At 67.0% G+C, this 14,274-nt stretch carries 10 protein-coding genes; 4 read left to right on the top strand and 6 right to left on the bottom strand.

Annotation, left to right across the window (positions count from 1 at the left end; genetic code table 11):
* Positions 1 to 3 precede the first annotated feature (3 nt).
* Both O5K39_RS08570 and O5K39_RS08565 read right to left on the bottom strand, forming a co-directional pair.
* Positions 4 to 714: a fatty acid desaturase gene (locus O5K39_RS08570; RefSeq protein ID WP_271146855.1), complete on the bottom strand. Its 711-nt coding sequence runs from the start codon at positions 712 to 714 to the stop codon at positions 4 to 6.
* Complete coding sequence (locus O5K39_RS08565) at positions 711 to 1,226, bottom strand: sterol desaturase family protein (protein WP_271146854.1); 516 nt, start codon at positions 1,224 to 1,226, stop codon at positions 711 to 713. The genes O5K39_RS08570 and O5K39_RS08565 overlap by 4 nt, the downstream gene beginning before the upstream one ends.
* Before the next feature lie 65 nt (positions 1,227 to 1,291).
* Between O5K39_RS08565 and fni the strand changes: the two genes are divergently transcribed.
* The 3 genes from fni (at position 1,292) to O5K39_RS08550 (ending at position 7,376) form a co-directional block, all read left to right on the top strand.
* Positions 1,292 to 2,317, top strand: coding sequence for a type 2 isopentenyl-diphosphate Delta-isomerase (gene fni / locus O5K39_RS08560; RefSeq protein WP_271146853.1), 1,026 nt, complete (start codon positions 1,292 to 1,294; stop codon positions 2,315 to 2,317).
* 62 nt (positions 2,318 to 2,379) lie between these two features.
* Complete coding sequence (locus tag O5K39_RS08555) at positions 2,380 to 5,739, top strand: DNA methyltransferase (RefSeq protein WP_271146852.1); 3,360 nt, start codon at positions 2,380 to 2,382, stop codon at positions 5,737 to 5,739.
* Positions 5,740 to 5,777: 38 nt separating this feature from the next.
* Positions 5,778 to 7,376, top strand: coding sequence for an NAD(P)/FAD-dependent oxidoreductase (locus O5K39_RS08550; protein WP_271146851.1), 1,599 nt, complete (start codon positions 5,778 to 5,780; stop codon positions 7,374 to 7,376).
* Here the strand turns inward: O5K39_RS08550 and O5K39_RS08545 are convergent.
* Together O5K39_RS08545 and O5K39_RS08540 are read right to left on the bottom strand one after the other, a co-directional pair.
* A complete protein-coding gene (locus tag O5K39_RS08545; protein WP_271146850.1) occupies positions 7,373 to 7,756 on the bottom strand; it encodes a response regulator in 384 nt (127 codons plus the stop codon). The genes O5K39_RS08550 and O5K39_RS08545 overlap by 4 nt on opposite strands.
* Complete coding sequence (locus O5K39_RS08540) at positions 7,753 to 9,273, bottom strand: PAS domain-containing sensor histidine kinase (RefSeq protein ID WP_271146849.1); 1,521 nt, start codon at positions 9,271 to 9,273, stop codon at positions 7,753 to 7,755. Before O5K39_RS08540 ends, O5K39_RS08545 begins: the two co-directional genes overlap by 4 nt.
* A gap of 119 nt (positions 9,274 to 9,392) precedes the next feature.
* Here O5K39_RS08540 and O5K39_RS08535 point away from each other — a divergent pair, with 119 nt between their 5' ends.
* Positions 9,393 to 10,922 (top strand): carboxylesterase family protein, encoded by a 1,530-nt coding sequence (locus O5K39_RS08535; protein ID WP_271146848.1) that lies wholly within the window; start codon positions 9,393 to 9,395, stop codon positions 10,920 to 10,922.
* 2 nt (positions 10,923 to 10,924) lie between these two features.
* Here the strand turns inward: O5K39_RS08535 and O5K39_RS08530 are convergent, their stop codons facing one another.
* Positions 10,925 to 12,046, bottom strand: a complete 1,122-nt coding sequence (locus O5K39_RS08530) for a beta-ketoacyl-ACP synthase III (protein WP_271146847.1) — start codon at positions 12,044 to 12,046, stop codon at positions 10,925 to 10,927.
* Between the two features lie 102 nt (positions 12,047 to 12,148).
* Positions 12,149 to 14,152, bottom strand: coding sequence for a capsular polysaccharide biosynthesis protein (locus O5K39_RS08525; protein ID WP_271146846.1), 2,004 nt, complete (start codon positions 14,150 to 14,152; stop codon positions 12,149 to 12,151).
* Positions 14,153 to 14,274: the final 122 nt, after the last annotated feature.

The following is a 14,274-nucleotide window of genomic DNA, read 5'->3' as shown; positions in this document are numbered from 1 at the left end:
CCGTCAGACCTTCACTTGAGGCAGCCGCCACCACGGCGTCGAGGGCGACAGGTGGTGCTCGTGGTGCCGCCCGAAATGGAAACAGGTCAGCAGCGACAGGATCCACGGCATGGGCAGGGTGCGCGCATTGTGGTGGTCCGGAAAGACGCCCTCCCGCTGATGCCGATGCGGGATCCACGTCCCGAACACGAACAGCTGCAGCGCGCTCAGGATCGCCGGCACCGCCCAGAACAGGATCAGGTTCGCCGACCTCGCCCCCAGCCACAGATAGGCCAGCAGCACAGCCGTCACGATCGCGAACTCCCGCCACCCGAAATAGCGCAGGAAGAAGCCCAGGAACCACGGCCCGAACCGCGTGGGATCCGCGGCATGGAAATCCGGATCGCCCTCAACCCCCGGCGTCCGGTGGTGCTGGTGGTGACAGACGTTCAGCTTGCGGAACGAAAACGCCGCATAGGCCCCGACGCAGGCCTGGCCCACGACCGCGTTCACGCGCGGCCGGCCCGGCGCCAGGGCGCCGTGCATGGCGTCGTGCGCCACGATGAACATCCCGGCCCCAAGCCAGCTCTGAACCGCGATAAGCACAGGCGCCGCGGCCACGCCCCAGCCTTCGAGGCGATGAAAGAAAACGGCCCAGACGTGCAGGCTGACCCATCCGCCGACGATCAGAGCGGCCAGACCCAGCCCGATCGCCGTCTGGCGCGCCGCGCTCACGACCCTTCGGTGTCCGAAACCATCCCGGGCAGATTCGCCCGCTCGGCCCGCCGGGCCTTCAGGATCGCGCTAAGCCGCTGAGGGTCGGGCGCGAACACGAACCCGAACGACACCGCTCCCTCGCGCGTCTGGACCGCGTGATGCAGCTTGTGCGCCTGGACCAGCCGCCGCGCATAGCCATTGGCCGGCATCCAGTGAAACGGCCACCGCTGATGCACCAGCCCGTCGTGCACGAACAGATAGACGGCCCCATAAAGCGTCACCCCCGTCGCCACCGCCCGCACCGGCCAGGATCCCGTGAACATCGCCACGAAGAACAGCCCCATCCCGAGCACGCACCCGACGACGGCATAGAGGTCGTTCTTCTCCCAAGCCTTGTCATGCGGCTCGTGGTGGTCGCGGTGCCAGCCCCAGCCCCAGCCGTGCATGACATAGCGATGCGTCCACCAAGCCGCCCCCTCCATGAAGAAGAAGACGGCCAGAACGATCAGGGTGAACCAGAGGGCGACCATGCTCGCGACACTACGCGCCGTCGCGCCCCGTTCCAACCGTGACCACAGGTCGCTAAGGTCATCGGATGAGCGACGACGCCACCACCCATCGCAAGGACCAGCATCTCGACGTCGTCCTGTCCGGACGGGGTCGCCACGCCAGTGATGCGGGCTTCGACGCCATCCGCTTTGTGCATGAGGCGCTGCCGGACCTGGACCACGCCGCGATCGACCTCGGGGCCGACTTCCTCGGCTATCGGCTGAAGGCCCCCCTGCTGATCAGCTCCATGACCGGCGGCCCCTCCCGCGCCGAGGCGATCAACGCCCGTCTGGCCGAGGCCGCCCAGCACCTCGGCATCGCGCTCGCCGTAGGCTCCCAGCGCAGCGCCCTCGAGAACGGCGGGGCCTCCGGCCTGGACGCCGGTCTCCGTCGCCGCGCCCCCGACGTCCCCCTGCTGGCCAATATCGGCGCGGCCCAGCTGGTCCGGGGCTTCGGCCTCGACCAAGCCCGTCGCGCCATCGAGATGATCGGCGCGGACGCCCTGATCGTGCATCTGAACCCGCTTCAGGAAGCCTGTCAGCCCGAGGGCGATCGCGACTGGCGCGGTGTGGGCGCGGCCCTGTCGGCCCTCATCGCCGGTCTGGATGCGCCCGTCGTGGTCAAGGAAACCGGCGCCGGTATCTCGGCCGCGACCGCCCGACGCCTGATCGACATGGGCGTCGCCGCCCTCGACGTCGCCGGGGCGGGCGGCGCCAATTGGGGCCTGATCGAGGGCGAACGCGCCACCGAGCCGTCCGACAAGGCACACGCCCTGGCCTTCGCCGACTGGGGCATACCGACTGCCCGTGCCATCGCCGAAGTGCGCGCCGCCTGCCCCGACACCGTCATCATCGGCTCCGGCGGCGTTCGCAACGGCCTCGACGCCGCCAAGGCTATTCGCCTGGGCGCCGACATCGTGGGTCAGGCGGCAGGGGTTCTGGACGCCGCCACCGTCTCGACCGAAGCCGTCGTCGCCCATTTCCAGACCGTTATCCGACAGTTGAGCACGGCCTGCTTTTGCACCGGCTCGGCCGATCTGGCGAAGCTGAGACGGGTACCGCTTCAAGTCTAATCTATCTAAGATTGTATAGTACCGCCTAAGGTGTAATTCTGGTCCCTCACGAGGGATCAGTCATGAACGCCGACGCCTTCATCGCGAACTGGAGCACAGCTTCAGTCAGCGAACGCGCTCAGTATCAGAGCTTCGTGTCCCAGCTATGCCGCGTTCTCGGCGTTCCCGCTCCAGACGACGACAGGCCAGGCGACCGGGACTACGGCTACGAGCGCGCGGTGCGGTTTCGACATGACGACGGCAACTCCCACACCGGCTTCATCGACTGCTACCGGCGCGGCAGTTTTGTCCTTGAGGCAAAGCAGTCTGACAAGCGGATGGGCGGCGGAGCGCTGGATCCTGAACCTCAACTGCGGATGATGCGCCGCGGTCGGTGCGCACCCACTTCGCCAGCCTCGGTTGATCGCCTCATGCGTCATGCCAAAAAGCAGGCGGAGGGCTACGCCAAGGCGCTCGACGAATGGCCGCCGTTCCTCGTCATCGTCGATGTCGGCCGCTCGATCGAGCTGTGGTCGGACTTCGCTCGGCAGGGCAAGACCTATGTGCCTTTCCCGGATCGGACCCATCATCGGATCGGACTCAACGAACTCGCTGATCCCGAGGTTCGCAAGTGGCTCGCTGCAGTATGGACCGATCCCTTGTCGCTCGATCCGGCCCGCAAGGCTGCCAGGGTCACGACCGCGATTTCGACGCCTTTGGCCGCGCTCATCCGATCGATCGGCGCTCGGGCACCCAGAGGGGCCGACGGTCGCGTCGATCCGATCCATCAGGCGGCCTGGGATGACAAGGTCGCGACCTTCATGATGCAATGCCTGTTCGCCATGTTCGCCGACAGTGTCGGCCTGATCGAGGAACGGGGCTTCCTGCGACTGATGGAGGCGTATCGTGACCGTCCTCACCAGTTCCATCACGGTGCCCAGATCTTCTTCCGAACCATGGATCAGGGAGGACACTGCCCTGCGATCCGGCGCGATCTTCGACGCTTTAACGGCGGACTGTTTCGCAAGGACGCCGTTGTCGAGATCACGGGACCCGAACTGGAACAGTTGATCCAGGCAGGGCAGCGTGACTGGCGGTCGGTCGAACCGGCGATCTTCGGCTCGCTGTTGGAGCAGGCGCTCGAGCCCGGCCAGCGGGCCGAACTCGGAGCCCACTATACGCCCCGTCCCTTCGTGGAAGCTCTGGTCGAGCCTACGGTCATGGAACCGCTGCGTCGTGAGTGGGAAGGGGTGGAGGCCCTGGCGATCGCCGACTACCAGAAGGGAAATGTGCGCGCCGCTCGTGCCGGCGTTCGACGGTTCCACCAGTCACTCTGTGCAACCCGCGTCCTGGACCCGGCGTGCGGGACGGGTAATTTTCTCTATGTCGCCATGGACCTGATGAAGGCGCTGGAGACCGAGGTCTTGTCCGTTCTGGCCGAACTGGGAGACGACAGACAAGCTCTGGACCTCGACGGCGTCATGGTCGGCCCGGGCCAGTTCCTGGGCCTCGAGAAAAACCGCAGAGCCGCCGCCATCGCGGAAATGGTCAGGTGGATCGGTCACCTCCAGTGGCAGTTCCGGCCCCATGGACGAGCCCAGCCCTCCGACCCGGTTCTGAGGAATTTCGGGGCCATTCGCACCCGTGACGCCCTGATCGCCTGTGACCCCGACAAGCCCGCGCGCGATCTCCAGCCTGGACGGCACGGCCGTTCTGCCTGGCCGGAAGCGGACTTCATCATCGGCAATCCTCCGTTCATGGGGGCCAAGGCCCAGCGACGTGAACTGGGTGACGTCTACGTCCATACCCTGAGGGCGCTCAGTCCGGGCCGCTTTCGATCTGCAGACCTGGTGATGCGGTGGTGGGACAGGGCAGCCGAAATCCTGGTCACCCCGAACTCACGGCTGCGGCGCTTCGGGTTCATCACCACAAACTCGGTCACGCAGACGTTCTCGCGGCGTGTGGTCGAGCATCACCTCAATGGCCCGGTGCCAATGCGTCTGGCTTTCGCCGTTCCGGACCATCCCTGGCTCAGGGGGCCTGACGCCGCTGCGGTCCGGGTCGCCATGACGGTAGTCGAGAAGGGCAGGCCGACAGGCCGTGGACGGCTGCGAACCGTCATCGCCGAACCCGATGCGGGTCCTGTCTACCAGGAGCGCGAGGGGCTGATCCGGTCCGACCTGGGCATCGGGGCGGATGTGACGACGGCGGTCGCACTTCGGGCCAACGAAGGCCTGGCCTCGCGCGGGGTTCAGTTGATGGGCACCGGCTTCATCGTCGAGGCTGCCAAGGCGCGACAGTTGCTGGAGTCATCTGATGCCGGCACCGAAAGTCCGATGCGACAGTACCGGAACGGCCGCGACCTCACCGATCGACCGCGTGCCGTAGAAGTCATCGACCTGTTCGGCTGGGACGAAGCGGCCGTCAGGCGACGCCATTCGGGCATCTATCAGCACCTGCTTGAGACAGTGAAGCCGGACAGGGACCGAAACGCGAGGTCCGGATATCGGGATGCCTGGTGGATTCTCGGTGAACCACGCCGGGAGCTGAGGCTCGCTCTGGAGGGGCTCGAGCGCTACATCGTGACGGTCGAGACCGGCAAGCATCGCTGGTTCCGGTTCCTCGACAAGCAGGTTCTGCCGGACAACCGGCTCGTTTGCGTGGCGTCCGACGACCCTTTCGTTCTGGGGGTGCTGTCGTCCAGCGTACACCTCGCCTGGGCACGGGCGACGGGAGGCCTGCTGGAAGACCGACCCGTCTACGCCAAGACCGCCTGCTTCGAGCGGTTCGCCTTCCCTAGCCCGTCAGTAAAGGCGCGCGAAGATATCGCGGTCCTGGCCAAAGATCTGGATCGCCTGCGGGCGGAGGTCCTGGACCGGCACGGCGACCTGACGATGACGGGCCTCTACAATGCCAGAGGCCTCGTCGGCCAGGCAGGCACGATGTCGGCGGCGCAGCGTGATGTCCATCAACGCGGGTGTGTCGGCCTGATCGACCATCTGCATACCCGGCTCGACGCGGCCGTGCTCGCAGCCTACGGCTGGCCTCAGGATATCGGGGAAGAAGCGATCGTCACCCGGCTCGCGGCCCTCAATCAGGCTGCTGCGGCGGATGAGCGGGAGGGACGGGTCAACTGGCTTAGGCCGGCCTATCAGCGTGGTCGGACGGGCTCGCCTGAGCCTCTGGAGGTCAGCACCACCCTTTCGCTCAGCGAGGTCGGCCCGCCCCTGCCCGCCGCCGACGACGCCATGGCCACCGCTCTTCTCGAGATGCTGCGTCAAGCGGGTCGACCGATGCAGCCCAGGTCGCTGGCCCGCGGGTTCGTCGTTCGATCGACAAATCGGGCCGCTCTCCGGATCGAACGCGTTCTGGCCGTTCTGGCCGTCGCAGGCTCGGTCCAGAAGACCGACGACGGCTGGTTCGCGCCGCGCCGGATCAACTGACGCTTCCCGATCCCTTGCCGTCGGTCTAGTTCGGAGCCATGGCGCATACCGATACTGACATCGTCATCCTGGGCGGCGGCCATAACGGGCTGGTCTGCGCCTTCTATCTGGCGCGGGCAGGCCTGAAGGTCACTGTGCTGGAGGGGCGCGGTGTCGTCGGCGGGGCGGCGGTAACGGAGGAGTTCCATCCCGGCTTTCGCAACTCCACCGCCAGCTACACCGTCAGCCTGCTGAACCCGAAGATCATCGCCGACCTGGAGCTGGCCCGGCACGGCCTGACCGTGGTCGAGCGCCGGATGTCGAACTTCCTGCCGCTGCCGGACGGTCGCCATCTTTCTGCCGGAGAGGGTCGGACCGCCGGCGAGGTGGCGAAATTCTCTGCCCGCGACGCCGAACGACTGCCCGACTATGAGGCGCGGCTGGAGGCCGTGGCGGCCGTGCTGCGCGCCCTGGTTCTCGAAATCCCGCCCAACTTGCCGCCAGATTCTCAGGGCCTGGGCGGCTGGCTGGCGGCCATCCCCGAGATGCTGAAGTCGGCATCCGTGGCCCGGCGGATGGGCGGGCTGGACCTGACGGCGCGGCGCGACGTGCTGGACCTGTTCGCCAAGTCGGCGGGCGACTGGCTGGACGGCTGGTTCGAAAGCGATCCGATCAAGGCCCTGTTCGGCTTCGACAGCGTCGTGGGCAATTATGCCAGCCCCTATACGCCCGGCTCGGCCTATGTCCTGCTGCACCACGTCTTCGGCGAGGTGAACGGTCGCAAGGGTGTCTGGGGTCACGCCATCGGCGGCATGGGGGCGATCACCCAGGCGATGGCGGCGGCCTGTGTCGAACAGGGGGTCGAGATACGGCTGGACACCGCCGTCGCCTCCGTCCTGACCGAGAAGGGCCGCACCGTCGGGGCGGTCACGGAGGCCGGCGACGTCATACTCGCCCGCGCCGTCGTGTCGAACCTGCATCCGCGCCTGCTGTTCGATCGGCTGGTCGATCCGGCCTTGGTCCCGGCCGACTTCACCGAGCGGATGAGTCGTTATGCCTCGGGCTCGGGCACCTTCCGCATGAATGTCGCGCTCAGCGAACTGCCCGATTTCACCGCCCTGCCTGGCGACGGGGATCATCTGACGGCGGGGATCATCCTCGCCCCCAGCCTGGCCTATATGGATCGGGCCCACGCTCAGGCCCGGCTGAACAGCTGGTCCTCCGAGCCGATCGTGGAGATGCTGATCCCCTCGACCCTGGACGACAGCCTCGCCCCACCCGGAGCGCACGTCGCCAGCCTGTTCTGCCAGCACGTATCGCCCGATCTCGACGACGCCCATCGCGACACCGTCGCCGACCTGATGATCGAGACCGTCGACAAGGCCGCCCCGGGCTTCAAGGCCTCGGTGATCGGCCGGCTGGCGCTGGGGCCCCGCGATCTGGAACGGCGCTTCGGACTGATCGGCGGCGACATCTTCCATGGCCGACTGACCCTGGACCAGCTGTTCAGCGCCCGCCCGGTGCTGGGCCACGCCGATCACCGGATGCCGGTTCCGGGTCTGTATCTGTGCGGTTCCGGCAGCCATCCGGGCGGCGGCGTGACCGGTGCGCCGGGACATAATGCCGCCCGCGCCGTCCTCAAGGACGTTCGTCGCTAGACGTTAGCCACCCCAACCGCGTCCATCAGGGCCTGCTGCACCGCCGCCTCGGTGAAGGGCTTCTGGATCGTCGAATGATTGCGCCACCGGTCCGGCAGTCCGCCCTGGCCATATCCGGTGGAGAACACGAAGGGCGTACCCCGCGTCGCCAAGGCCTCCGCGACCGGGAAGACCTCGTGGCCCGCCACATTGACGTCCAGCAGAGCCGCATCGATCCCTTCGAGTTCGGGATCGGACAGCAGGGCCAGGGCCTCGGCCACGCTCGCGATCGGCCCGACCGGGGTGCAGCCCATATCCTCCAGTATCGTCTCCAGCAGCATGGCCACCAGACTCTCGTCCTCGACGATCAGGATGCGGCGGCCGTTCAGGGGGTGGGTCATGGGACGGCGCGATCCAGCGGAACAGTGATGCGGGCGTTGAGGCCGCTTTCGAGGTAGCGGAGTTCCACCTCGCCCGCCAGATCATGACGCACATTGCGCTCGATCATCCGGGTGCCGAAGCCGCGCCGTTCCGGTGTCGCCACGGTGGGCCCGCCGGTTTCGCGCCATTCGACGACCAGACGCCGGTCGGTCTGGTCGGCGATCGACCAGTCGACCAGCACGCGCCCACCCGGTGCCGACAAGGCACCGTACTTGGCCGCATTGGTCGCCAGCTCGTGAAAGATCATCCCCAGCGACAGGGCGAATGCCGGGCCCAGCGGCACAGGCGGCCCATTGGCCGATATCCGGTGCGTCTCGTGTGCCTCGGTCTCGTGCCGCAGGATGTCGCCCAGGTCGGCACCTTCCCAGTGACTGCGGGTCAACAGGTCGTGGGTGTGCGACAGCGACAGAAGCCGGGCCTGGAAAGACTCGGCAAAGGCGCGCGGATCGGTATGGGAGCGCGCCGTCTGCATGGCGATGGACTGGACGGTGGCAAGGGTATTCTTCACCCTGTGGTTCAGCTCGTCGATCATCAGTTTCTGGCGCTGGGCGGCCAAGACGTTGTCAGTGACATCGTGGCCCTGCACGAAGATGCCCACCACCTTGCCGCCGTCCTCCCGGATCGGCTGGTAGATGAAATCGACATAGGCGTCCTCGAAGGGACCGTCCCGCACGGCCTGAAGCCGCAACAGGCTACCGCGCCCCTCCACCGGCTCACCGGTCTCGAACACCGTGTCCAGCATGTCGATATAGCCCTGCTCGACTACCTCAGGCAGGGCCTCGGCCACAGTCTTGCCCGCCAGCTCGCGATGGTCCGTCAGGCGGCGATAGGCCTCATTGAACAGCTCGAACCGGTGATCAGGTCCTGACAGCACGGCGATGAACCCCGGCGCCTGCATGAACATCTCGGTCAGTCGGTTGCGCTCGATCGAGAGGCGACGGTTGTCCTCCTGAACATGCCGGGCCCGCGCCAGAAGGCCTCCGCCAACCATCGCGTCCAGGGCGCTGACGGCTCCATCCGTGCCGGCGGCCGACATCTGTCGCAGCCGTTCCAACTCGGTGATGTCGGTCGTATGCTGCAACAGCATGACGACCTCGCCGTCCCTGTTCAGGACCGGCGTATGGGTTGCACTCCAGAACCGGTCCTCGAAGACGCGGCCGCCCTCGGGCAGGTCGCGCGCGATGGAGAACTTCACCACAGCCAGATGGTCGGGTCGTCGGGTGGCGATCGCCTTTTCCATCGAGGTGCGGACCTGGCGCACATTCTCCGGAGCCTCGTCGCTCGGCCCCGAATCGAAGGACCCGAAGATCGGCTGGCCGAGGATGTCCTCACGCCGGCTGTGGGTGATGTCCAGATAGGCCTGGTTCATCCCCGCGACGCAAAGGTCCGGGTAGAGCAGCACATAGGGATTCGGCGACGCATCGAACGCCGTCGCCAGATCGATCGCGAGATCGCTCGATTTGACCAGTTCTTTCAATGCAATCCCCGCCGAACGCGCCGACTAACGCTCAAGCCCGTGAATGGTTCATCGGATTGTCGTCGATCGTACACAGGCGGGATTTGGGCGAAGTGGGCCATCGCGTCTAGAGACAGATCATGCTCATCTCTTCCCTTCTCGGTGCCGTGCTCCTGATGACGACCCCGCCTGCCTCCTCCGACCCGACGGCCCAGACCCGACAGGGCGTTCTGGTCGGGCGTGAAGTCGGGGGTGTCGAGAGCTTCAGGGGCATTCGGTATGCTGCGCCGCCCGTCGGCCCCTTGCGCTGGCGTCCGCCCCAGGTGCCCGAGCCATGGTCCGGACCTCGCGACGCAGGCTCGGTCGGCGCCATCTGCATCCAGCCGCCCGCCAACGGCGACAACGGCGTCGGCCCCCTGCCGATGAGCGAAGACTGCCTGACCCTGAATGTCTGGGCACCTCAGGGTCGCAGCGGCCCCCTGCCCGTCATGGTCTGGATCCACGGCGGCGGTTACATCAACGGCTCGGGCACGGCGGCGCTCTACGACGGATCGAACCTTGCGAAGCGCGGCGTGGTCGTCGTGACCTTGAACTATCGCCTCGGCCGACTGGGCTTTTTCGACCATCCGGCCCTGGCGGCCGAGCGGGCGGCGGGCGAGCCTGCGGGCAACTACGGCGTCATGGACATGATAGCGGCCCTGGAATGGGTGCGCGACAACATCGCGTCATTCGGCGGTCATCCGGCCCAGGTCACGATCTTCGGCGAGTCGGCCGGCGGCGTCGCGGTGACCCAGTTGATGGTCGCAGAGCGCGCGCGGGGTCTGTTCGCGCGCGCGGTGGTCGAATCGGGCCTCGGCCGCCAGCAGGGTGCCCCCCTGATCGAGGTGCCGGACGGGACCCTGCGCCCGACCCGCGCGCGTGGCGCGGCCTGGGCCTATGACGCCGGGATCACACCCACGGCCGAGGCCCTGCGCGCCGTCCCCGCCGAACGCCTGCTGACCCCGGCACCCAGCTTCTATGACGGCGACCTGATCCTCACCGACGGTGCCATCCTCGCCACCGACGTCGAAACCGCCTTCGCCAATGGCTCCCAGGCCCCCGTGCCTCTGATCATCGGAACCAACTCGGCGGAGTTCTGGCGCGCGAGCCCGTCCTATGTGCCGCCCTACCGCGACCGTCTCGACGGCCAGACGCCCGACCAGAAAGCAGCGCTGCTCGCCGTCTATGGCGATCAGGCCGGCTATGACGACCATATCGTCAGTGATCTGGTCTTCAATGAGCCGGCGAGGCGCCTCGCGCGACTGCACGCCGGACGGGGCTACCCGACCTGGCTTTATCGGTTCGATGTCGTTTCGGAGGGCATGACCATGCCCCACGGCGGCGCGCCCCACGCCTCGGAACGCCAGTATGTGTTCGACACACTGACCGCCTCGCCCTGGCCCACCGACACCCGAGACCAGCGCGTCGCCGACGTCATGGCCGGCTACTGGACCGACTTCGCCAAGGCAGGGGATCCCAACAGCGCAAGCGCTCCCGTCCGCTGGCCCGACCTAGGCTCCTCACCCGACCAGCTCCTGGAGTTCACGAACGACGGCCCCGTGGTCAAACCCATCCCCTTCGCAGACCGCCTCGATCTGATCGAAGCGCTCTATCCGACCAGGCCGAAGTGACGTCAGGCCCGCTTCCGCACGAACACCGTACCTGCCGAATAGCCCGCGCCGAATGAGCAGATCAGGCCGGTGTCGCCGGGCTCGAACCCGTCGTGCCTGAGGTGGAAGGCAATGATCGATCCGGCGGATGACGTGTTGGCGTACTCGTCCAGGATGATGACGTTCTCTTCCGGCGTCGGGTCACGACCCAGCACCTTGCGACCGATGAAGTCGTTCATGTTGATGTTGGCCTGGTGCAGCCACAGTCGCTTGAGCCCGTGCGGATCAAGCCCGAGCTCACCGGCGTGCTCGACGATCATGTCCGATACAAGCGGCACCACATCCTTGAACACCTTGCGTCCCTGCTGGATGAACAGCTTGTCCGGTGCGCCGATGCCTTCGGGCGCGGCGTTGTTCAGGAAGCCGAAATTGTTGCGGATATTGTTGGAGAAGACGGTCTTCAGCTTTGTGCCCAGAATGTCCCAGCCCCCGGGGCCCGCCTGATCGGCGGCTTCCACGATCACGGCGGTGGCGACGTCACCGAAGATGAAGTGGCTGTCGCGATCCTTGAAGTTCAGGTGGGCGGAACAGACCTCGGGGTTGACCATCAGCACGGCCTTGACCGACCCCGAGCCGATGAAGTCTGCGGCGGTCTTGATGCCGAACGTCGCCGAGGAACAGGCGACGTTCATGTCGAAGCCGAAGCCCTCGATGCCCAGCGCCTGCTGGACCTCGACCGCCAGGGCCGGATAGGGGCGCGGCATGTTGGAGGCGGCGCACAGGACCGCGCCGATCTCACTGACCGGCTTGCCCCAGGCGGCGATGGCCTGCCGTGCGGCGGCGACGGCCATCTCGGCCATGATCGACAGCTCGTCATTGCCACGCTCGGGGATGTTCGGGGCCATCCGCTTCGGGTCGACGATACCGGTCTTGTCGAGGACATAGCGTGACTTGATGCCCGAGGCCTTCTCGATGAAGGCGACCGAGGACGGGGTCAGGGCGGCGACGTCACCTTCCTGAATCTGGAGCGCGTGGTCGATGTTCCACTGCTCGGCCCAGGCGTTGTAGGCCTCGACCAGTTCCTCGTTGGAGATCGACTGTTCGGGGGTGAACAGGCCGGTGGCGGCGATGACTGACGCTTGCACTTCGTGGTCCCTATCGTTCGGCGCGCGGCGCCTCACTGCTTGAGGGACGTCGGTCCGTGAGTTCCAGGCGCGCGCAGAGCGACCTGATGCTTTTCTAAGGCTTCAATAGGACGGTGGCGGCGTCCGGTCGAGAGACGCCATGATGCCTCGCCACCAGCGGGGTATGACGCCACGCGGTCCGGGCGGGACCGGATGGTCGCGGGCGGCGATCAGGGCCTCGACCAGATCCTCCGCCTCGCAGGGCCAGCCGGAGGGGCTGACGTAGATCGGATAGTCGATCAGGGCCGCGTGGATCAGGGCATCCAGACTGGCGCGTTCCGTGCGTCTCGGGAAAGGACCGGTGCGGTCGTCGGTCAGGCCCCAGCCGGCATAGAAGGGCCGGCCATAGGTGGTCACCGCCTTGCCCCGCATCAGGGTCTCGAACCCCGACAGGGACGTCAGGGTGACCAGCCGGTCGCAGGCGTTCAGACAGTCGATGATGTCCAGGTCGTCGGCCACCGCATCGACGGCGTCCAGCGCATGGGCCTCCAGCAGGCCGGGCCGGTTTCCGGCCATGACGTCGGGATGGTTGCGGTAGATCAGGAAGGCGTCAGGGAAATCCCGTCGCGCCGCCTCGACCAGGCCGGAGTTGGTACGGATATCGGTGCAGCCCAGTGCGATCGACTTGTCGTTCTCGACCTGGCCGACGACGAGAACGCGTTCCCTGTCGGAAGGCCAGCCGGCCGGTGCCTCGCCCCGGATATTGTATTTGGACAGCCCCGCCTCGACGATCCGGACGCGCAAGGCTGCGGCACGGGCGAGCGCCCTGTCGTCCAGCCCACCCGCCTGGATCAGGCTTTCGAGTCGGCTGGGGCGGTGCGCGTCATAATAGACCCCCTGGTCGTCGAGGGCGACCGACAGAGCGCCGTGAAAATCGGACCCCAGGCCGCGCGAGCGGATGAAGCCGTCCTCCATCCGCACGGTCGGTGCGGTCGTCGCGGCGGCAGCAGCGCGGATCGGATCACTCTCCTTGCCCGCCCACCAGATCAGGCGACCGTTCTGCTCTTCCGCCTGTTTCGCGGCGTTGCGGGCGAACCAGTGATAGCGGACAGAGCCCTTGGGCGAGTTCAGCAGGCGGCGGATCGGGGGGCGCTTGGCCGGTGCGAACCCGGCGGCGGCCCAGACGCCCGACAGCCGGTCTGCGCGGTTCCGTAGCGCGATCAACCGCTCCAGTGCCTGTTCCGCCTCGCAGCGTTGGCCGGTGACCGGATCGACATAGCGGGTGCCTACGATCAGGGCGGCGACGGCGATCTGTTCGACCGAGCGGGGTCCGCCCCGACGGCCGGTCTCGATCGCATCGGTCGTCGCACCCCACCCCGAATAGAAGGGTGCCCCGAAACACCGCACGGGCAGCCCGCGCAGCAGGGCCTCGAATCCCAGAGCCGAAGTGACGACATAGACTGCGTCCACCACCGCCAGCAGGTCGGCAGGTCGCACGTCCGTGTCGATCAGAGTAACGCCGGTCAGGTCGGCCGTGGCGATACAGCCCTGTTTGCGCCCGGCAGCGACGGCCGGGTGCCGTTTGACGATCAGTTGCGCATCAGGCTCGTCGCGCCGGGCCGCCGCGATCATCTCGGCGAACGACTGGGGCGAGGCCAGGCCATAGCCGATCGAGGCGTCGCCCAGGGTCTGATCCACCACCAGGACCCGCCGGCCGGGTTTCAGGACTGCACGGTCCAGCGGCTGGCCCATATTGGTCTTGGACACGCCCGACGCAACGATGCGGTCGATCAGGACGCGCGCGCGGGCGATCATGGCGGCGTCGCACCAGTCGGGCGCGGTGCGGATCAGGTCTTCCATCCGCGAGGGACGGTGCGCGTCATAGTAGACGCCGAGGTCGTCCGCGATGACGCTGAGCGAGGTCGCCCCCGCTTCGCCCAAGCCGACCGAGCGCAGAAACCCGTCCTCCAGCGCGACATAGGGCAGGCCGCGCTTCGCCGCATACTTCCGCCCCGCCGCCGCCGTCGGTTTCATCCCCCAGCCGATGACGGCCCGGATGTCGGGGCCGGGCAGAGCGCGCAGGTCGTACTCCGGCAGGAACTCGGCCAGGAACGGGACCTTCAGCACGCCAGGCGCGCAGACCCAGGCGGGGATTTTGGGCGATGGCGGATGGGAAGGGGGCAAGCTGAGCGATCCGGAAACGTCTCGATGCTTTAGGGCGTCGTCCGCACTTTGCGAACCCTCTCCCA

It is taken from the genome of Brevundimonas sp. NIBR10, from assembly GCF_027912515.1.
GTDB lineage: Bacteria > Pseudomonadota > Alphaproteobacteria > Caulobacterales > Caulobacteraceae > Brevundimonas.
This window is presented reverse-complemented; position numbering and strand designations above follow the sequence as displayed.